Source organism: Streptomyces sp. (genome assembly GCF_031181555.1).
Classification (GTDB): domain Bacteria; phylum Actinomycetota; class Actinomycetes; order Streptomycetales; family Streptomycetaceae; genus Streptomyces; species Streptomyces fimbriatus.
The window spans coordinates 1-19,819 of sequence record NZ_JAPSKQ010000119.1; the positions used below are offsets into that span (position 1 = coordinate 1).

General features: G+C 72.8%; 20 protein-coding genes and 1 tRNA gene. 9 read left to right on the plus strand and 12 right to left on the minus strand.

The annotated features are described in order from the left end of the window. On the plus strand, window positions 1-899 hold an 899-nt coding region (locus tag RIM90_RS21915; RefSeq protein ID WP_309062448.1), incomplete at its 5' end, for a Gfo/Idh/MocA family oxidoreductase. A 105-nt stretch (window positions 900-1,004) separates the two neighbouring features. Here the strand turns inward: RIM90_RS21915 and RIM90_RS21920 are convergent. The 6 genes from RIM90_RS21920 to RIM90_RS21945 all read right to left on the minus strand — a co-directional run bounded on the left by RIM90_RS21920 (window position 1,005) and on the right by RIM90_RS21945 (window position 6,551). Beyond that, on the minus strand, window positions 1,005-1,379 hold the full coding sequence (locus RIM90_RS21920) for a hypothetical protein (protein WP_309062449.1): 375 nt from the start codon (window positions 1,377-1,379) through the stop codon (window positions 1,005-1,007). A gap of 210 nt (window positions 1,380-1,589) precedes the next feature. Next, on the minus strand, window positions 1,590-2,609 hold the full coding sequence (locus RIM90_RS21925) for a Gfo/Idh/MocA family oxidoreductase (RefSeq protein ID WP_309062450.1): 1,020 nt from the start codon (window positions 2,607-2,609) through the stop codon (window positions 1,590-1,592). Window positions 2,610-2,634: 25 nt separating this feature from the next. Then, complete coding sequence (locus RIM90_RS21930) at window positions 2,635-3,537, minus strand: sugar phosphate isomerase/epimerase (protein ID WP_309062451.1); 903 nt, start codon at window positions 3,535-3,537, stop codon at window positions 2,635-2,637. 1 nt (window position 3,538) lies between these two features. Next, window positions 3,539-4,450: an ATP-binding cassette domain-containing protein gene (locus tag RIM90_RS21935; protein ID WP_309062452.1), complete on the minus strand. Its 912-nt coding sequence runs from the start codon at window positions 4,448-4,450 to the stop codon at window positions 3,539-3,541. 5 nt (window positions 4,451-4,455) lie between these two features. After that, the gene (locus RIM90_RS21940) at window positions 4,456-5,532 is read right to left on the minus strand and encodes an ABC transporter permease (RefSeq protein ID WP_309062453.1); all 1,077 of its coding nucleotides are present in this window, start codon (window positions 5,530-5,532) and stop codon (window positions 4,456-4,458) included. Next, window positions 5,532-6,551, minus strand: a complete 1,020-nt coding sequence (locus RIM90_RS21945; protein WP_309062454.1) for a sugar ABC transporter substrate-binding protein — start codon at window positions 6,549-6,551, stop codon at window positions 5,532-5,534. The genes RIM90_RS21940 and RIM90_RS21945 overlap by 1 nt, the downstream gene beginning before the upstream one ends. 317 nt (window positions 6,552-6,868) lie before the next feature. Between RIM90_RS21945 and iolC the strand changes: the two genes are divergently transcribed. The 5 genes from iolC to RIM90_RS21970 all read left to right on the plus strand — a co-directional run bounded on the left by iolC (window position 6,869) and on the right by RIM90_RS21970 (window position 12,421). Next, a complete protein-coding gene (gene iolC / locus RIM90_RS21950; RefSeq protein WP_309062455.1) occupies window positions 6,869-7,861 on the plus strand; it encodes a 5-dehydro-2-deoxygluconokinase in 993 nt (330 codons plus the stop codon). Between the two features lie 13 nt (window positions 7,862-7,874). Then, entirely contained in the window at window positions 7,875-8,750 is an 876-nt protein-coding gene (locus tag RIM90_RS21955) for a deoxyribose-phosphate aldolase (RefSeq protein WP_309062456.1), read from the plus strand. An 82-nt stretch (window positions 8,751-8,832) separates the two neighbouring features. Beyond that, window positions 8,833-9,726, plus strand: a complete 894-nt coding sequence (iolB, locus tag RIM90_RS21960; RefSeq protein ID WP_309062457.1) for a 5-deoxy-glucuronate isomerase — start codon at window positions 8,833-8,835, stop codon at window positions 9,724-9,726. Further along, window positions 9,723-11,594, plus strand: coding sequence for a 3D-(3,5/4)-trihydroxycyclohexane-1,2-dione acylhydrolase (decyclizing) (gene iolD, locus RIM90_RS21965; RefSeq protein ID WP_309062458.1), 1,872 nt, complete (start codon window positions 9,723-9,725; stop codon window positions 11,592-11,594). The genes iolB and iolD overlap by 4 nt, the downstream gene beginning before the upstream one ends. Window positions 11,595-11,635: 41 nt before the next feature. Continuing rightward, a complete protein-coding gene (locus tag RIM90_RS21970; protein WP_309062459.1) occupies window positions 11,636-12,421 on the plus strand; it encodes a GntR family transcriptional regulator in 786 nt (261 codons plus the stop codon). On the opposite strand, the gene RIM90_RS21975 is transcribed toward RIM90_RS21970, so the two are convergent. The 5 genes from RIM90_RS21975 to RIM90_RS21995 all read right to left on the minus strand — a co-directional run bounded on the left by RIM90_RS21975 (window position 12,411) and on the right by RIM90_RS21995 (window position 15,981). After that, a complete protein-coding gene (locus RIM90_RS21975) occupies window positions 12,411-13,217 on the minus strand; it encodes a DUF427 domain-containing protein (RefSeq protein WP_309062460.1) in 807 nt (268 codons plus the stop codon). The two genes, RIM90_RS21970 and RIM90_RS21975, sit on opposite strands and share 11 nt — an antisense overlap. Before the next feature lie 64 nt (window positions 13,218-13,281). After that, entirely contained in the window at window positions 13,282-14,265 is a 984-nt protein-coding gene (locus tag RIM90_RS21980) for an aldo/keto reductase (protein ID WP_309062461.1), read from the minus strand. A gap of 97 nt (window positions 14,266-14,362) precedes the next feature. Continuing rightward, the gene (locus RIM90_RS21985; RefSeq protein ID WP_309062462.1) at window positions 14,363-15,025 is read right to left on the minus strand and encodes an NUDIX domain-containing protein; all 663 of its coding nucleotides are present in this window, start codon (window positions 15,023-15,025) and stop codon (window positions 14,363-14,365) included. Between the two features lie 89 nt (window positions 15,026-15,114). Next, window positions 15,115-15,759: a phosphotransferase gene (locus RIM90_RS21990; protein WP_309062463.1), complete on the minus strand. Its 645-nt coding sequence runs from the start codon at window positions 15,757-15,759 to the stop codon at window positions 15,115-15,117. A 148-nt stretch (window positions 15,760-15,907) separates the two neighbouring features. Continuing rightward, window positions 15,908-15,981 (minus strand) — tRNA-Pro (locus RIM90_RS21995). Between the two features lie 98 nt (window positions 15,982-16,079). Between RIM90_RS21995 and RIM90_RS22000 the strand changes: the two genes are divergently transcribed. Both RIM90_RS22000 and cobF read left to right on the plus strand, forming a co-directional pair. After that, a complete protein-coding gene (locus RIM90_RS22000) occupies window positions 16,080-16,616 on the plus strand; it encodes a DUF309 domain-containing protein (protein ID WP_309062464.1) in 537 nt (178 codons plus the stop codon). Window positions 16,617-16,694: 78 nt separating this feature from the next. Next, entirely contained in the window at window positions 16,695-17,477 is a 783-nt protein-coding gene (gene cobF, locus RIM90_RS22005; protein WP_309062465.1) for a precorrin-6A synthase (deacetylating), read from the plus strand. A gap of 71 nt (window positions 17,478-17,548) precedes the next feature. Here cobF and RIM90_RS22010 read toward each other — a convergent pair whose 3' ends face one another. After that, complete coding sequence (locus RIM90_RS22010) at window positions 17,549-18,298, minus strand: cobalt-precorrin-6A reductase (protein ID WP_309062466.1); 750 nt, start codon at window positions 18,296-18,298, stop codon at window positions 17,549-17,551. 140 nt (window positions 18,299-18,438) lie between these two features. Between RIM90_RS22010 and RIM90_RS22015 the strand changes: the two genes are divergently transcribed. Continuing rightward, window positions 18,439-19,819: diacylglycerol kinase family protein (locus tag RIM90_RS22015; protein WP_309062467.1), on the plus strand; the 1,381-nt coding region annotated here is incomplete at its 3' end.

Sequence of the window (19,819 nt, forward strand, 5' to 3'; positions counted from 1 at the left end):
ACCGCTCGCGGGCCGAGGCGTTCGCCGCCACGCACGGCGTGGAGCGGACCCTCGGCTCGTACGCCGAGCTGCTGGCCGACCCCGGGGTGGACGTGGTCTACAACCCCCTCGCCAACGGCCTGCACGGCCCGTGGAACCTGGCCGCGCTCGCCGCCGGCAAGCACGTCCTGACGGAGAAGCCGTCGGCGAGCAACGCCGAGGAGGCAAAGGAGGTACGGGACGCGGCGGCGAAGTCCGGCACGGTCTTCATGGAGGCCTTCCACTACCTCTTCCACCCGGTCACCCGGCGCCTGCACGAGCTGCTGTCCTCCGGTGAGCTCGGCGAACTCCGCCACGTGGACGCGCTGGTGGCGATTCCGGCCCCGGACGCCGACGACCCCCGCTGGTCCCTTCCGCTGGCCGGCGGGGCCCTGATGGACCTCGGCTGCTACAGCCTGCACGCCCTGCGCATGCTCGCCCCCTGGGCGGGCGGAGCACCGCGCCTGCTCTCCGCGCGGGCCGGTGAACGGGCGGGCGCACCGGGCGTGGACGAGTGGCTGGAGGCGGATCTGGCGTATCCCGGCGGCGCGACGGGCACGGCCCGCTGCCACATGGCGTACGAGCGGCTGGAGATGAGCATCCGCGTCGTCGGCAGCCGGGGCGAGGCGACGGCCCCCAACTTCGTGCTCCCGCAGAGGGACGACCGGGTCCTGGTCCGCACCCCGGACGGCGAGCGCACGGAACGCCTCGGCACCCGCTCGTCGTACGCGTACCAACTGGAGGCGTTCGCCGCCCGGGTCCGCGAGGGGGCCGGACCGTCCCTGGACGCGGACGACGCCCTGACGACCATGCGGCTGATCGACGCCTGCTACGAGGCGGCCGGACTCGGTCCGCGCCCGCGCACCGCGCTCGGCGGCTGAGGCACCCGGACGCACCGGCATGCGATGCGGCCGTCCCCGACGGGACGGCCGCCGACGGTCCCACGAGCCGGGTCGGTCACTCGGGGGCGCTTCCTCCCGGCGGGATCACTCGGGTCGCCGATCCGTCTCCCCCGCTGTCCGGCCGCCGCGCCCGGGGGACGGGGAGCGAGCCGTGCGGGGCTGCTCCGCCGCCGGGCCCGGCTCGGCGAGCGCTTCCCGCAGGAACGGCAGGATGCCGCGCTCCAGCAAGGCCCCGCGCCGGGCGTCCCGGGCCCGCTCCGCCTCCCCGTACGAAACGCGCTCCCCTCTCGCACGCACGGACGAGGCGTCGCGCCTCGCGGTGATCACCATGCCCGTCGTGGTGATCACGACCATGGCCGCCGCACCCGCGGCGAACCACCACCCGAAGGTCACCGGGTCCCGCGCGCAGACCGGGTCCGGGTCGAACAGTCTGAACGCGTAACCGGCGAGGAGCAGCACCAGCGCCGCCGCCGCGCCGAGCAGCGTTCCCAGAACCGCGAGGGCGAGCCTCGGCCCCGTACCCCCGCCCGGTGGGGACGGCCGCGTGCGGGGGACCGCCGGACACGGCGGCGTACGGGCCCGCCGCCGCGGACCGGTGCAGCTCCCTGAGCGGAGCAAAGCCCCCACGGCCACCGTGAGTCGGTGCCGGGACATGGCGGCGCGCCCGGTTCACCGGTACAGCGCCGGCTTCTCCACCAGGTCGACCTCCACCCGGCCGCCGTCCTCCAGTGCGCGGATCCCCGCCTCGCAGACGGCCGCCGCGGCGTAGCCGTCCCAGGTGCCGGGGCCGGTCACCTCGCCGCGGCGGGTGGCGTCGACCCAGGCCTGGACCTCGTCGTCGTAGGCCTGGGCGAAGCGTTCGGTCCAGTCCTGCGCGATGGTGCCGCCCCAGCGGCCGGCCGTGTGGGTGACCAGGGCGTGGCCGTCACCGATGCGGGCGGTGCCGCGTTCGCAGACCGCCTCGGCCTGGACCTGGTAGCCGAAGCCGCAGTTGACGAAGATCTCGACGTCGGAGAGGGCGCCGCCGTCGGTCTCGAGGACGACGAACTGCGGGTCGCGCAAGCCCTCGGGGGCGCCGGAGGAGGGGGTGGGGCGCAGGACCGTGACGGCGGTGATCTCGTGGCCGAGGAGCCAGCGGGTGGCGTCGACCTCGTGGGCCACGGAGTCGCTGATCAGCATGGAGCTGGTGAAGAAGGGCGGGCTGGCCACGTTGCGGTGGCGGTTGTGCAGCATCAGCGGGCGGCCCAGTCGGCCGGTGGACAGCAACGCCTTCAGCTTCACGTACTCGGCGTCGTAGCGGCGCATGAAGCCGACCTGGACCCGGCGGTGGCCGAGGGCCTGTTCGGCTTCCATGACGCGCAGGGCGGAGGCCGCGTCGGGGGTGAGCGGCTTCTCGCACAGAACGGGCAGGTCGTGCTCGAACGCGGTGAGCAGGGCGGCCTCGTGGGCCGGTCCCGGCGAGGCGACGAGCACGGCGTCGACATCGGCCGCCGCCATCGCGGCGGCCGGGTCGGTGTGGGCGGTGCAGCCGTCGACGCCCGCGGCGACGGCTTTCGCCCGTTCGGCGTCGACGTCCACGACGGCGGTGACCCGCGCGCCGTTGATCACCCGGTCGATGCGGCGTACGTGGTCCGCGCCCATGCGGCCCGCGCCGATGACGGCGATTCCCAGTGGCTCGCGCCGGTTCATGTCTCTCACCTCCCTCTTCGGGTCGTCAGGCGCCGCAGGAGCGGAGGAATTTGCGGGTGCGCGCCGCGATCGGCAGGGGCTTGTCCGGCTCGCAGGGGTACATGTCCTGCTCGACGATGGCGAACAGGTCCACGCCCAGCTTCTGCGCGGCCGTGAGGACCGGACCCAGCTCGGGGACGCCGGCGGGCGGTTCGCACATCACTCCGCGCTGCACGGCCGGTCCGAACGGGATCTCGTTCTTGACCACGTCGGCGAGGACGTCCGGGTCGACCTGCTTGAGGTGGAGGTAGCCGATGCGTTCGCCGTAGGTCTCGATCAGCTTGACGCTGTCGCCGCCGCAGTAGGCGTAGTGGCCGGTGTCCAGGCAGAGGTTGACCAGGTCGGAGTCGGTCGAGTCGAGGAAGCGCTCGACGTGCTCCTCGGTGTCGATGTGGGTGTCGGCGTGCGGGTGGACGACGATGTCCAGGCCGTAGGTGTCCCGCACCTCGCGGCCGAGGCGTTCCATGCCCCGGGTGAGGTGACCCCACTGCTCGGTGGTCAGCTCCGGGGGCTCCAGGATCTCGGCGGTCCTGTCGTCGCGCCAGAAGGACGGGATGACGACGAGGTGCTTCGCGCCCATGGCCCGGGTGAGCGCGGCGACCCGGCCGACCTGCTCCCAGGTGGAGTCCCACTCGGACGGGCCGCGGTGCAGGCCGCAGAAGATGGTGCCGGCGGAGACCTTGAGGTTCCGCTTGTTCACCTCGTCGGTGAGGCGGGCCGGGTCGGTGGGGAGGTAGCCGTAGGGGCCGAGTTCGATCCAGGAGTAGCCGGCCTCGGCGACCTCGTCGAGGAAGCGCTGCCAGGGCACCTGCTGCGGGTCGTCGGGGAACCAGACGCCCCAGGAGTCGGGGGCGGAGCCGACCCGGATGCGGTCGAGCGCGACTGCCATGTCAGGACTTTCCTTCCGGGATTGCCTCGACGGGGGCCTGGAGGTCGTCCCCCTCGGGGAGCCTCTCGGTGTCGACGCCGCGGACCTGAGCCAACTCGTGCTTGAGGGCGGCCAGTTCGGAGCCGCCGGCCATGTGGTTGGTCAGCTCCTCGAGGCTGACCTCGCTGCGGTCGGCGCTCAGTTCCACGGTGCCCAGGCGCAGCACGCCGAAGTGGTCGCCGACCATGTAGGCGTGGTGGGGGTTGTGGGTGATGAAGATGACGCCGAGGCCGCGGTCGCGGGCCGTCGCGATGTATTTCAGGACGACGCCGGACTGCTTGACGCCGAGCGCGGCGGTCGGCTCGTCGAGGATGAGGACGCGGGCGCCGAAGTGGACGGCACGGGCGATGGCGACGCACTGGCGCTGTCCGCCGGAGAGCGTGCCGATGGGCTGCTCCAGGTCGTCCAGGACGATGCCCATGTTGCGCAGTTCCTCGTCCGCGGTCTTCTTCATGCGGTCGATGTCGAGGCGGCGCAGCGGCCAGGGACCCTTGGTCATCTCGGAGCCGAGGAAGAAGTTCCGCCACACCGGCATCAGCGGGACGACCGCGAGGTCCTGGTAGACGGTGGCGATGCCCTTGTCGAGGGCCTCGCGCGGGGTGGAGAACCGCACCGGCTCGCCGTCGACGAGGAACTCGCCCTCGGTGTGCTGGTGCAGGCCGGAAATGATCTTGATGAGGGTGGACTTGCCGGCGCCGTTGTCGCCGAGCACGCAGGTCACCTTGCCGGGGTGGACGGTGAGGTCGACGCCGTGCAGGGCGCGGATGTTGCCGTAGGACTTGCCGGCCCCGCGGAGTTCGACGAGCGGGCGGTCCCCGTCGGGTGCGGTGTCCTCGAGGACGGCCCCGTGGGTGCCGGTGGTGTTGTCGGTCATTGCGGTCACCTCCGGGTCGCCGTGCGCTGGACCCACAGATTGATGAGGACGGCGCCGAGCAGCATCACGCCGAGGAAGGCCTTGAACCAGTCGGGGTTCCAGCCGGCGTAGACGATGCCCTGCTGCACCATGCCGAACATGAAGGCGCCGAAGACCGGGCCGATCGCGGACCCGTAGCCGCCGGTGAGCAGGCAGCCGCCGATGACGGCCGCGGCGATGTAGATGAGCTCCTGGCCCACGCCCTCGCCGGACTGCACGGTGTTGAAGGAGAACAGGTTGTGCATGCCGACGAACCAGGCGCCGAAGCCGACCACCATGAACAGCGAGATCTTGGTGAAGGTGACGGGGACACCGACCGCGCGGGCGCTCTCCTTGTTGCCGCCGACCGCGAAGATCCAGTTGCCGTACTTGGTGCGCAGCAGGACCCAGGTGGCCAGGGCGGCGAAGACCAGCCACCACACGACGGTGATCTTCACCTGGACGCCGGCGACCTCGAAGGTGGAGGCGAAGATCGCCTTGGCCTGGTCGAAGCCGTCCATGTCGCTGATGTCGTCGGTGGCGACGTTGCCGGTGACCAGCTTCGTCACCGCGAGGTTGACGCCCTGCAGGATCAGGAAGGTGCCGAGGGTGACCAGGAAGCTCGGCAACCCGGTCCTGACCAGCATCCAGCCGTTGAACGCGCCGACGGCGAGGGACACCACCAGGGCGACGATCACGCCCGTCCAGACGTTCAGGGTGAGCTGGTAGCTGAGCATGCTCGCGGTCAGCGCCGAGGTCACGACGGCGACACCGGCCGAGAGGTCGAACTCGCCGCCGATCATCAGCAGGGCCACGGGCAGCGCCATGATCCCGATGGTCGACGACTGGTACAGGATGTTCGCCATCGAGCTGCCGTCACGCACCGGCGGGGCGGCGAACAGGAAGAACACCAGGACGGCCACGGCACCGAGGAACACGCCGACCTCGGGCCGGGCGAGCAGACGCAGCGCCAGCGGGCGCCGCACGGTGCGGCCGTCGGTCTGCTTCGGGCCGGGGGCCGGCGGTGTGTTCACCGCCGGCTCAGCCTGTTGGGTCATGCTCATCACCGAGTGCCCTTCGCGGCGAACCCGGAGACCGCTTCGACGTTCGACTTGTCGACGAACGCCGGGCCGGTCAGCACCGGCTGCTCACCGCCGCCGCTGTAGTTGCCGTTGTTCTTGTAGAGCCACAGACCGTCGATGGCGAGGTAGCCCTGGAGGTAGGGCTGCTGGTCCACGGCGAACTCGATGGAACCGTCCTGGATCGCCTTGGTCAGTTCCTTGTTGAGGTCGAAGGTGGCGACCTTCGCCTTGCTGCCGGCGTCGCCCACCGACTGCACCGCGGTCGGCGCGAAGGGGGCGCCGAGGGTGACGACGTAGTCGATGGAGGAGTCCTGCTTGAGCTTGGCGGTGACGGTCGACTTCACCGACGGCATGTCGGTGCCGTTGACGTTGACGACCTGGGTCCTGCCCTCGAAGGTCTTCTTCACCCCGTCGCAGCGCTGGGTCAGGCCGACGTTCCCCTGCTCGTGGACGACGCAGAGGGCGCTCTTGGCGCCGACCTCGTTGAGCTTCTTGCCGAACGCCTCGCCCGCGACGGACTCGTCCTGGCCGAAGAACTCCAGCAGGCCGAGGTCCTTCCAGTCGCTCAGTCCGGAGTTCAGGCCGACGACGGGGATGCCGGCCGCCTCCGCCTTGGCTATGACGCCCTTGAGCGCGTCCGGCTTGGCGAGGGTGACGGCGATGCCGTCGACCTTCTGGTCGATCGCGTTCTGCACCAGGTTGGCCTGGTTGCCCGCGTTCGGGTCGGCGGAGTAGACGAGGTCGACGTTGTCCTTGGCGGCCGCGGCCTCGGCACCCTTGCGGACGATGTCCCAGAAGGTGTCGCCGGGTGCCTGGTGGGTGACGAGGGCGACCTTCATGCGGGGCGTCGAGGCCTTGCCCGCGGAGGCCTCGGCTCCGCCTTCCTCGGACTTCTTGCCGCCGGAACCGCTGGAGCAGCCGGCGAGGGTCAGGGCGGCTGCCGCCGCGACCGCGACGAACGGCGCGATTCTGCGGGAGCGGGCGTGAGAAGAGCGGTCCATCTTTCCTGCACCTCACTGTGCTACGCGGGGAAAGGGCGGGAGTCCGAGGATCCGGTGCCCGAAGCCCCGGGAGTCCGGGTGGTGTGCCGTGGAACACGGCTGTCGTGCTGGGACGGGATCCAATCCCCTGTTGCGCCTGCTGTCAATACTTTGTTAAGACATCATTTCACAAGCTCGTCCGAATGTAAGTACAAACTATTGACATGACCGCCCTCCGCGACCTACACCTGAGAGGCGGCAGGTCCCCGGGATCCACGCCCTCACCGTGGCAGGGCGTCCCGGGACCCGCATCCCAGCAGCTCGAGGAGCGTCGCTCAATGGCCGACTCACCACAGTATTTCGATCTGATCACCATGGGCCGCATCGGGGTCGATCTCTACCCGCTGCAGACCGGTGTACCGCTGTCGCGGGTGGAGACGTTCGGGAAGTTCCTGGGCGGTTCCGCCGCGAACGTCGCGGTCGCCGCCGCCCGCCTGGGCCGTTCCGCGGCGGTGATCACCCGCACGGGAGACGACCCCTTCGGCGCCTATCTGCACGAGGCACTGGGGGACTTCGGCGTCGACGACCGCTGGGTCACACCGGTCGCGGCGTACCCCACCCCGGTCACGTTCTGCGAGATCTTCCCGCCGGACGACTTCCCGCTGTACTTCTACCGCCGGCCCAAGGCCCCCGACCTGGAGATCCACCCCGACGAGCTGGACCTGGCCGCCGTCCGCGCGGCCGGCATCTTCTGGATCACCGGCACCGGCCTGAGCGAGGAGCCGAGCCGCACCTCCACCCTCACCGCCCTTCAGGCCCGGGACAGGGCCGGCACCACCGTCTTCGACCTCGACTGGCGCCCGATGTTCTGGCGCGACCCGGACCAGGCCCGCCCGTACTACCGCGAGGCCCTGCGGCACGCCACGGTCGCGGTCGGCAACCTCGACGAGTGCGAGGTCGCCACCGGGGTGCGCGAGCCCGAGGCGTGCGCCGAGGCTCTGCTGGCGGCGGGCGTGGAGCTGGCCGTCGTCAAGCAGGGGCCCAAGGGCGTCCTCGCCGTGCACCGCGACGGCACCCGCGCCGAGGTGCCGCCGGTGCCGGTCGAGGTGGTCAACGGCCTCGGTGCGGGCGACGCCTTCGGCGGCTCGCTCTGCCACGGTCTGCTCTCCGGCTGGGACCTGGAGCGGACCATGCGCCACGCCAACGCGGCCGGCGCCCTCGTCGCCTCGCGCCTCGCCTGCTCGTCCGCCATGCCGACCGAACCGGAGGTCGCGGACCTCCTCGCGCGGGCCGCGTCGCCGGGCGGCGCGAGCCGGCCGAGCCAGCCCTGAACGGAGCCCTTCCTTGAACCTCAGCATCCCCGACCTCACCACGGTCCGAGCCCGCAATCCCGAGGCCGTCGCCGAGGCGGCCGCCCGCCGGGCGCGCCGCCCGCTGATCGGCGACAGCGGCCGGCTGATGATCGTGGCCGCCGACCACCCGGCCCGGGGCGCGCTCGGCATCGGCGACCGGCGGCTGGCCATGGCCAACCGCGCCGACCTGCTGGAGCGTCTGTGCATCGCGCTGTCCCGGCCCGGTGTCGACGGGGTGCTCGCCACCGCCGACATCCTGGAGGACCTGCTGCTGCTCGGGGTGCTGGAGAACAAGGTCGTCATGGGCTCGATGAACCGCGGCGGCCTGGCCGGCGCGGCCTTCGAGATGGACGACCGCTTCACCGGCCACCGCCCCGAGGACATCGAACGCCTGGGCTTCGACGCGGGCAAGCTCCTCGTGCGCATCGACTACGACGATCCGGGCTCCCTGGCCACCCTCGAGTCCACCGCCCGTGCCGTCGACGCCATGGCCGCACGCCGGCTCCCGGTGTTCGTGGAGCCGTTCATCTCCCGCCGGGTCGACGGCCGGGTCCGCAACGACCTGTCCGCCGAGGCCGTCACCCGCTCCATCGCCATCGCGTCCGGTCTGGGCGGCACCTCCGCCTACACCTGGCTGAAGCTCCCGGTCACCGACGACGCCGACGACATGGCGGAGGTGCTGCAGACCACCACGCTGCCCGTCGTGCTGCTCGGCGGCGAGGTCGGCGACCAGGAGGCGGCCTACGAGCGGTGGGGCAAGGCGCTGCGGCTGCCCTCCGTGCTGGGCATGGTCGTCGGCCGGTCGCTGCTCTACCCGGCCGGGGGCACGGTGGAGACGGCGGTGGACACGGCCGTCGGCCTGCTGTGAGACACCGGTCCCGGGACGCCGCCCCGGGACACCTGCTGCGACACGCTGTTCCGACCCGCCCGTTCCCAGACGGAGGCATGGCATGACGTACCACCTTCCCGCCGGCAGGGCACTCGCCGGCCCCTACCTCGTCGACGTGACCCCGGAAACGGCCGGCTGGGGGTACTCCTCCCTGCGCGTGCTGGAGCTGCCGCCGGGCGGCACGCACACCTTCGACACCGGCGACAGCGAGTGGATCGTGCTCCCGCTGAGCGGCGGCTGCACGGTCACCGCCATCGACGACTTCGGCCACCACGCCTTCGAACTCTCCGGCCGCACCGGCGTGTTCGACGGCGTCAGCGACTTCGCCTACGTCCCGCGCGACGCCCGTGCGACGGTGGCCTCGGCCGGCGGCGGACGGTTCGCGCTCACCGGCGCCCGCTGCACCCGCCGGCTGCCCGCCCGCTACGGACCGGCCGCCGGCGTCCCCGTGGAGCTGCGCGGCACCGGCAGCTGCTCCCGCCAGGTCAACAACTTCGGCGCGGCAGACGTGTTCGAGTGCGACAGGCTGATCGCGGTCGAGGTCATCACCCCGGGCGGCAACTGGTCGTCCTTCCCGCCGCACAAGCACGACGAGCACCGGCCGGGCGAGGAGTCCGTGCTGGAGGAGATCTACTACTTCGAGTTCGCCGGCCACGACGGCACCCCCGGCCTCGGGTACCAGCGGGTCTCCCCCTCCGGCCCGGGCCGCGACACGGACGTGCTGGCCGAGGTGCGCGACGGCGACGTCGTCCTCATCCCGGACGGCTGGCACGGGCCGTCCATGGCCGTGCCGGGCCACCACATGTACTACCTCAACGTCATGGCGGGCCCCGGGGCCGAGCGCGCCTGGCTGATCTGCGACCACCCCGACCACGCCTGGATCCGCGACACCTGGCCGGACCAGCCCGTCGACCCCCGCCTCCCCCTCTACACCACCCCCGAGAGGTCCGCATGAGCGCCACCACCCGCCGACTGACGACCGCCCAGGCGCTGGTGCGGTTCCTGTCCGTCCAGTACACCGAGCGCGACGGCGTACGGCGCCGGCTGATCGCGGGCACCTGGGGCATCTTCGGCCACGGCAACGTGGCGGGCATCGGGCAGGCCCTCGTCGAGTACGCCGGCGTCATGCCGTACCACCAGGGCCGCAACGAGCAGTCCATGGTGCACGCCGCCGTCGGCCACGCCCGCCAGCTGAACCGGCTCTCCGCGCAGGCGGTGACGACGTCCATCGGACCCGGCGCGACGAACCTGGTCACCGGCGCCGCCCTCGCCACGATCAACCGGCTGCCGGTGCTCCTGCTGCCCGGCGACTACTTCGCCTCGCGCGCCGCCGACCCGCTGCTCCAGCAGCTGGAACACCCGGTCGGGGCCGACGTGTCGGTCAACGACACGCTCCGCCCGGTGTCGAGGTACTTCGACCGCGTCACCCGCCCGGAGGCGCTGATCCCCTCCGCGCTCAACGCCGTGCGGGTGCTCGCCGACCCGGCCGAGACCGGCGCCGTCACCCTCGCGCTGCCGCAGGACGTGCAGGCGGAGGCGTACGACTGGCCGGAGGAGTTCTTCGCCGAGCGCGTCTGGTACGTGCGCCGTCCCGCCCCGGACCCGGTGGAGCTGGCGGCAGCCGTGGAGGCCGTACGGGCCGCGAGGCGCCCGCTGATCGTCGCGGGCGGCGGCGTCCACCACAGCGAGGCCGAGGAGGCCCTGAGGGCGTTCGTGGACGCCACCGGCATCCCGGTCGCCTCCACCCAGGCCGGCAAGGGCTCCCTGCGCCACGACCACCCCGCCGACCTCGGCGGCATCGGCCACACCGGCACGGCCGTGAGCGACGCGCTCGCCCGCACCGCCGACCTGGTGATCGGCGTCGGCACCCGCTACACCGACTTCACCACCGCCTCCGGCACCCTGTTCCAGAACCCGGACGTCCGCTTCCTCAACCTCAACATCACGGGCTTCGACGCGCACAAACTGGCGGCGCGCACCCTGGTCTGCGACGCGCGGACGGGGCTCGAGCGGCTGACCGAGGCCCTCACCGGCCATCGCGTGGACGCGGCGTACACGGCCGAGTACCGGGCCGGCAAGGAGCGCTGGGAGCAGGTCGTCGAGACCGCCTACCGGGCCGAGGACGACAGCGCCGTACCGACCCAGACCCAGGTGCTCGGCGCGCTCGACGCCGTCGTGGGCGACGAGGACGTGGTGATCAACGCGGCCGGTTCGCTCCCCGGCGACCTGCACAAGCTGTGGCGCGCGCGCAGCCCGCGCCAGTACCACCTGGAGTACGGCTACTCCTGCATGGGCTACGAGATCCCGGCCGCCCTCGGCGTGCAGCAGGCCGCCCCCGGCACGCCGGTCTGGGCGCTGGTCGGCGACGGCACCTACCTGATGATGCCGACGGAGCTCGTCACCGCGGTCCAGGAACGCCTGCCCGTGAAGGTGGTCCTCGTCCAGAACCACGGCTACGCCTCCATCGGCGGCCTGTCCGAGGAGACGGGCGGCGAGCGGTTCGGCACCGCCTACCGCCACCGGGCCGACGACGGCACCTTCACCGGTGCCCCGCTGCCCGTCGACCTGGCCGCCAACGCGGCCAGCCTCGGCATGGACGTGCTGCGCGCCAAGACCGTGCGGGAACTGCGCCACGCGCTGGCCGAGGCCCGCGCCTCCGACCGTCCGACGTGCGTCTACGTCGAGACCGACCCGACCCCCACCGCTCCCCCGGCCGAGGCCTGGTGGGACGTGCCGGTGGCCGAGGTGGCGTCCCGCGAGGCCGCCGTCCGGGCCCGGGAACGGTACGACTCCCAGGTCGCCGGACGCCGCCGCCACCTGTAGCGACTTCTGACCCGCTCGCGCCCTCATCAGGGAGGAACTCCATGGCGAAGACCGGTGGCCCCGCACGTGCCGTGACCGAACCAGCGCTGAGCACCCTGGATTTCGCCCTGGACCGGGGCAGTCCGGTGCCGCTGTACTACCAGCTCGCGCAGCAGTTGGAGGCGGCGATCGGGCACGGGGCCCTCGCCCCGGGCGACCTCCTGGGCAACGAGGTCGACCTGTCCGTGCGCCTCGGCCTGTCCCGCCCCACCGTCCGCCAGGCCATCCAGTCCCTCGTCGACAAGGGACTCCTGGTCCGGCGGCGCGGGGTGGGCACCCAGGTGGTGCACAACCAGGTCAAGCGACCTCTGGAGCTGAGCAGCCTCTACGACGACCTGGAGGCGGCCGGCCAGGGCCCGAGCACCCAGGTGGTCCGCAACGAGACGGTTCCGGCGTCCGCCGAGGTGGCGGCCGCCCTGGGCCTGGCCGAGGGCGGCGAGGTGGTCCTCCTGGAACGCCTCCGCCGCACCCACGGCCATCCGGTCGCCCTGCTGTGCAACTACCTCCCGTCCGGCCTGCTCGACCTGGACGGCGCCCGCCTGGAGTCGACCGGCCTGTACCGCATGATGCGTGCGGCGGGCATCGTCCTGCACAGCGCCCGCCAGACCGTCGGCGCCCGCTCGGCCACCGCGGCGGAGGCCGCCCGCCTGGACGAGAAGGAGGGCGCCGCCCTCCTCACCATGCAGCGCACCGCCTACGACGACACGGGGCGGCCGGTGGAGTTCGGGACGCACGTCTACCGCGCGTCCCGGTACGCGTTCGACTTCCGGCTGCTGGTCAGACCGTGAGGCCCGCGCTGAAGGGAGTGACCGGGCGCCGGAGGCGCTCACCGTCCACGGTGAGGTCGACCGCCTCGTTGAAGAAGGCCAGCCGCCCCCTGATCGCGGCCACGGCGGGCAGGGGGTCGGGATAGCTCCACACGATGTTCGGCGGCACGGCGGCCCCACCGCGCCAGGACCAGTACGGGGCGGCCGTGCCCTTGTACGGGCATCGGGTGCTGTGGTCCGTGGCGTCGAAGAGGTCCAGGCGGACGTCCCGGCGCGGAATGTAGTAGCGGACCGGCAGGGAGGTCTCGAAGAGCAGGACCGGGGTCCGGGTGTCGGCGACGACCGTGCCGTCGATCCCCACCTGAACGTGGCGGCTGCTCGGCACGGCGTCCACCCGGGTGTGCGGGTCGCGGGGGTGGACGAAGATCTCCTCCTCTTCCTCGTACCAGTGGTCGAGTCCCGTGTCGGTGCGCAGGAACCACTCGAAGGCGACGTGCCCGGCCAGGTCGTCCGCGGGGAACGTCCAGGCCGCGTTCGGGCGCACCCCGCCGGCGACCTCGAGGTCGTGGAAGACCGTCGAGCCGGTGTGCTTGCCCGTGGGCGGGCTCTGCGCGGGGCGGAGGAGGTCCGTGCGCACCTCCTCGCGGGGGAAGGCGTACTGCGGGACGGGCAGCCGGGGCTCCCAGACGAGGACCGGATGGCGGCTGTCGACGACGGTGGTGTCGCCCGCGGTACCGCGCACCCAGCGCTCGCTGGGCTCCCACAGCAGGCCTTCGGGGGTCGCCCGCAGGGCACGGGCGGCGGGGTGGGTGGTCATGGCCGGCACTCCCTCCGGATGTCCGGGTACCTCTCCCACGGTCCCACCGGCGGGCCCGGACGTCTCAGTGCGCCCCGTCCAGCCGGGCCCGCTGCTCCGCCGACAGTTCCAGGTCCACGGCCGCCAGGTTCTCCTCCAGCTGGGTCACCGAGGACACCCCGACCAGCGGGAGGATCGGCAGCTCGTGACCGAGCTGCCAGGCCAGCACCACCTGGTTGACGGTCGCCCCGGTCTCGTCGGCGATCTCGCGCAGCACCGCGAGCCGGGCCGGGGTGCCCGGGTGGTCGAAGTCGTGGGGCAGCCGGTCGGGGCGGGTGTACGCGCCCTTGAGCAGCGGCGAGTAGGCCACCAGGGTCAGTCCGGGTTCGGCCCGCAGGTAGGCGGCCGTCTCGGCGCCGGCGTGGCCGAGGCTGCCGTCGGGGAACAGGTCCTCGGGGACGTCGGTGCGGGGGCGCAGGTAGCTGTGCGCGTACTGGAGCACCTCGTAACCGGGCAGCCCGGCCGCCGCCGCGAGGGCGCGGGCCCGCTCCACCCGCCACACGGCGTGGTTGCTCACGCCGAGCAGCCCCACCGTGCCCTCGGCGACCAGGGCCGCGAAGCCCTCGACCGTCTCGCGCTGGGGGACGGTGTGGTCGTCGATGTGCGCGTACAGCAGGTCCAGCCGCTCCGTGCCGAGCCGTTCCCTACTGCGTTCCGCCGACTCCCGGATCACCTTCGCCGACAGGCCCTCGGGGTTGTCGGTGTAGCTCGTGCCGGGGGCGAGGGGGCGGGCGCCGAGCTTGGTCGCGACGACGATCTCGTCGCCGACGCCGCGGCTGCGCCGCCAGCGGCCGAGCAGTTCCTCGCTCTGCCCGCCCTGCCCGCCGTCGGTCCAGAAGGCGTAGTTGTCGGACGTGTCGATGAAGTTCCCGCCGGCCTCGACGTAGCGGTCGAGGACGGCGAAGGAGGTCTTCTCGTCGGTCACCGATCCGAACAGCATCGCGCCGAGCGCGAGCACGCTCACCTCGCGGCGGGTCTGCGGATCGGTGCCGATCGTGCGGTACTTCATGGTTTTTCCTCCCGTTCGCGCCCCGTTGTCGGGGACGGAACGGGAGTCTTCCTCTTGAAGCGCGCTTCAAGTCAAGCGCGCCGGACACTCCCGGGGGTCAGCGGGCGAACGGCCCGTCCAGCGCGGCCCACTGGAGCAGCATGATGGTCTTGGCGTCGTTGATCTCGCCGGTGCGGATCATCTCCAGGGCCCGGCGGAAGGGCAGTTCGAGGATCTCGATGTCCTCGCCCTCCTCGTCCAGGCCCCCGCCTTCGTGGGTCCGGGTCGAGGCGCCGTAGGCGGCGGCGTAGAAGCTGACGCGCTCGGTGACCGAGCCGGGGCTCATGTAGACGTCGAAGACGTGCCGGACGGCGCCGATGGTGTGCCCGGTCTCCTCCACCACCTCACGGCGCACGGCGATCTCCGGGTGCTCGTCCTCGTCGTCGAGCAGGCCGCCCGGCGTCTCGATCAGCATGCCGTCGGGGTGGCCGTTGACGTACACCGGGAAGCGGAACTGCCGGGTGAGCAGCACGGTTTCGCGTTCGGTGTCGTAGAGGAGCATCGTGGCGCCGTTGCCGCGGTCGTGCGTCTCGCGTTCCTGGGTGCTCCAGGTGCCGTCGGCGTGCTGGAAGTCGAAGGTGGTGGTCCGCTCGACGTACCAGTGGCTGGACAGCAGTTTCACGTCCCGGACCTTCACCCGGGGATTGCCGGTCAGGTCCCGGCCGGTCCGGTCGAGTCCGGTGCGGCCCCGGCGGTCCGGGGTGTCGACTCCGGCGGTCATCACAGGGCCGCCGGGCGGGAGGACACGTGCAGGGAGGTTGCGTACAGAGTGGTCATGCCCGCTTTTATAGAACGTCCGTCGCCGCACGCTCAGCGCAACGCCCGTTCCAGTGCGTCCCGGTGATCGGAGACCCACTGGTACGCCCTCTGCACCTCTGTCACCGCCCCGGCGTCACAAAGCCGCCTCATCGCGGCGTCACCCGCACCGGCCTCTCTCTCGATGCCCCGCCGGCACCGGTCCTGCCACCACAGGATCGTGGGTATGAGAGGTCGTCTGTCCTGCAGTTCGTAGCCGTCGGCGATCAACCGCGTACGCCGGGCCGCCTCCGTGGCGTCGGCCACCGATGGACCGAGAGCGAGGTACTGCCAGCAGACGTGAGCGACGTCGTGGATCCGCGCGCCCGGCGCCGCCAGATCCCAGTCGATGAAGGCCACGGGGCGCAGCTCGCCGCCGACCGGCCGGTAGACGGTGTTCTTGGGCGACAGGTCGTTGTGGCACACGACCTCCTGAGTCCCGGCCAGTGAAGAGCCGGCCGTCGGATCGTGGAACTCGCGCACGAGCCGGACAACCGCCACCAGACTTTCGTCCGACGAGACAGCAGCAGGTTGCCGCGGCTCCCAGGCCACATGTCCGTCAAGGTGGCCGAGGACCTCACGGCCCTTGTCATCCACGCCGAGAAACCGCGGGGCTCCGTCCCAGCCGCCCGCTTCGAGCAGCCTCAGCAGATCACCCACGAACCTCGTTCGGGCGGATACCGGACGGCGCACAGTGTCCCCGACACGAACGACGGCATTGACGAACCCCCCGGGCAAGAATGATCGAGGGCCTTGTCCCACCGAGGTGGGACAAGGCCCTGAACCGGGCTTCAAGCCCTTTGCACCGTCGGGACGACAGGATTTGAACCTGCGACCCCTTGACCCCCAGTCAAGTGCGCTACCAAGCTGCGCCACGTCCCGGTGCGCTCGCATGCGGTGACCCGCGTGATCGCGCGAACAGCACTTTACCCCACACCGCGCCCCGCACCGAAGCGGGCCGGGCGCGGGACAATCGGCGTATGGACAGCACGGACAGGACATCCTCGGACCGGACGGCCGTCGCGCGGGACCGTGACAGCGGGGGCCGGGCGCGCAACGCCCGGCCGCGGGACGGGCTGGGGCGGCCCCTGCCGTACGGCGCGGAGGGGGTGCCCCGGCAGCCCGAGGGGGTCGTCCGGCGGCCGGAGGAGAGCGTCGCCGAGGCGCAGCGGCTGCTGGACGAGGGGAAGCCGTTCCACGCGCACGAGGTGTTCGAGGACGCCTGGAAGTCGGGGCCGGAGGAGGAGCGCGCGCTGTGGCGGGCTCTGGCCCAGCTCGCCGTGGGGCTGACCCATGCCGCGCGCGGGAACGTCACGGGCGGGGCGCGGCTGCTGCGGCGCGGGGCCGGTGCGGCTCAGGAGTGGGCGGCGGGGGCCGGGGGCGAGCGGAGTCCGCACGGGATCGATCTCGCCGGTGTCGTCGCCTGGGCCCGGGAACTGGCCGCGGAGGTGGAGCGGGGTGGTGGCGCGCCCGTGGACCCGGCGGCGCGGGCGCCCCGACTGCGGTGTCCCGCGTAGGAACGGCCCCCGGGGGAGGGCGGGCCCCGGCCGGGGTGCGGTGTGGGCGGCGCCGGTGCCGTGCGGCAGACTCGGGGCGTGCGAAAGATTCATGTCATCGGTATCGGCGCGGGCGACCCCGACCAGCTGACCCTGCAGGCGGTCAAGGCGCTGCGGGGCACGGACGTGTTCTTCGTCCTCGACAAGGGCGAGGTGAAGGCGGACCTCACCCGACTCCGCCGGGACATGCTCGACGCGCATGTGCCGGAGGGGACGTACCGGGTCGTCGAGGCACGCGACCCGGAGCGGGACCGCTCGGCCGGCGGCGCGGCCTACTCCCCCGCCGTCGGGGACTGGCGCAGCGCCCGCGCGGACATCTACGAGCGGCTGATCGCCGAGGAGCTCGGCGAGGACGGGACCGGCGCGTTCCTGGTGTGGGGGGACCCGTCGCTGTACGACAGCACGCTCGCGATCCTCGAGGAGGTCCTGGAGCGGGGCACCGTCGCCTTCGCGTACGACGTCGTGCCGGGGATCAGCAGCGTCTCGGCGCTGGTCGCCCGGCACCGGACGGGGCTCAACCGCGTCGCCCGCCCGGTCCAGATCACCACGGGCCGGCGGCTCGCCGAGGGCTTCCCCGAGGGCGTGGACGACGTGGTGGTGATGCTGGACGCCCACCAGGCCTTCCGGCAGTACGCCGGCGAGGAGGGTGAGGACATCGACATCTACTGGGGCGCCTACATAGGCACCCCGGACGAGATCCTCGTCTCCGGCCCCCTCGCCGAGGTCGCGCCGCGGATCGAACGGCTCCGCGCGGAGGCCCGCGAGCGCAAGGGCTGGATCATGGACACGTATCTGCTGCGGCGCCGGTCGCCCGGGCGGTAGGCGGTACGCGGACCGGGCACGCCCTGGTGGGGGTGGGCACGCGTCGTGGTCCCCGGCACGCACGTCCGCCGTCACGGCCGGTCGGGGACGTCCAGCCAGTGCAGAGCCGCCGCCGCGTCGGGGACGACGGTCACCCCGTCCGGAAGGGGCGGGCGCCGTACGACCACGACCGGCAGCCCGAGGTCGCGGGCCGCGGTGAGTTTGGCGGACGTCGCCGCTGCGCCGCTGTCCTTCGTCACCAGCACGTCGACACGGTGGTCGCGCAGGAGCGCCGTTTCGTCGGCCACGGTGAAGGGGCCCCGGGCCAGCAGGACGCGCGTGTGCGGCGGCATGGGCGGTTCGGGCGGCTCCACCGACCGGACGACGAAGCGCAATTCCGTCAGGTGGGCGAAGGCCGCGAGGCCCAGGCGGCCGGTGGTGAGGAGGACCCGGTGGCCGAGCCGGGGCAGCAGGTCGGCCGCCGCGGCCTGCGAGGGGACCGGGTGCCAGTCGTCGTGCGGACCCGGCCGCCAGCCCGGCCGGCGCAGGACCACCAGGGGCAGTCCGGTCGCGGTCGCGGCCCGTGCCGCGTTCGCCGTGATGGTCTCCGCGAAGGGGTGCGTCGCGTCGACCACGGCGTCCACCCGGTGCTCGCGCAGCCAGTCCGCCAGCCCCCGCGCGCCGCCGAAACCGCCGACGCGTACGTCGCCCGCGACGGCTCCCGGCCGTGCCACGCGCCCGGCGAGCGAAGTGGTCACCTTGGTTCCGGGGCGGGCGGTCAGCTCGGTGGCCAGTTCGCGTGCCTCGGTGGTGCCGCCGAGGACCAGGATGTGCGGGGACATGACGCCGAGGGTACGAGGCCCGGGTGCCGTCTTCGGCACCGGTCCGCCCGCCTCCCCGGCCGCCGGTGACCGGCGCCCGGGATTCCGGCCGCACAGACGTGCGCTAACGGCCTACGATGACGCCGGCGACTGGAGGAGTCATGGCCGTGGACTTGAGCAGGCAGGGCTACCGCGTCCAGCGGTGGGCGGCGCGGGGGGCGCTGGCCGCCGCCGCGCTCGCGGTGGTGACCCCCCTCGTCTACGGCGGGCTGCGCGGCCTGCTGCTGCTGGTCTGCGGGATCGCGGGGCTGGGGCTCAGCGCGGCCGCCGTGTGGTGGACGCTGACCCTGCGGGGCCCGCTGCGGTGGGGGTCCGCGCTGATCGCCGTGTGCGTGCCCGCCGCCGTGCTCACCCTGTTCGCCGCGACCCTGTTCTGGGTGTTGCCGGTGTCGCTGGTCCTGTGGGGCCTGGCGGTGTGGTGCGGCCGGTTCGCGCTGCGGGGCACGGGCGGTGAGCGGGCCCGTGTGCGGGAGCGGCGGCTGCCGCCGCCCCGGCGTCCGGTGCTGATCATGAATCCCCGGTCGGGCGGCGGCAAGGTGGGCCGGTTCCGGCTGCGGGAGAAGGCGGAACGCATGGGGGCGCGGGTCGTCCTGCTCGATCCGAACGAGCGGCACGACGTCACCGCGCTGGCCCGGGCCGCCGTCGCGGACGGCGCGGATCTGCTGGGCGCCGCGGGCGGCGACGGCACACAGGCGCTGGTCGCGGCCGTGGCCGCCGAGCACGACATCCCGTTCCTCGTGATCAGCGCCGGGACGCGCAACCACTTCGCCCTGGACCTCGGCCTCGACCGCGGCGACCCGGCCGCCTGCCTCGACGCGCTGACGGACGGCGTCGAGCTCCGCGTCGACCTGGGTTTCGCGGGTGAGCAGCCGTTCGTGAACAACGCCTCCTTCGGCGCGTACGCGGCGATCGTGCAGAGCCCCGCCTACCGCGACGACAAGATCGGCACCAGCCTGGAGATGCTGCCCGGTCTGCTCACCGGCCGGCAGGGGCCCCGGCTGGTCGTCCGCGCGGGGGACACGACGCTCACCGCTCCGCAGGCCGTGCTGGTGAGCAACAACCCGTACCACACCGGCGATCCCTTCGGACTCGGCCGGCGCGAACGGCTCGACTCCGCCGTGCTCGGTGTCCTCGGCGTCCGGCTGGAGGGCGCCGTCGACGCCGCCGCGCTGCTGCTGAACCCCGAGCCGAGCGGGCTCACCCTCCTGACCGCCCCCGAGGTCGTCATCGAGGCGGACCGCGCGGAGATCGAGGCCGGGGTCGACGGGGAGGCGATGGTGCTGCCGGCGCCCGTCCACTGCCGCATCGCACCGGGCGCGCTCCGCGTCCGCGTCCCGCGCAGGCGGCCCGGCGTCAGGAAGCCTCCGCAGCGACTGGACTGGCGGCGGCTGCGCAAGCTGGCGGCGACGGTCGGCCGCACGGCCGCACCCAGCCGGCTGCGCCACCCGGACGGCTCACCGGCCCACCCGCACGAGCCGACCG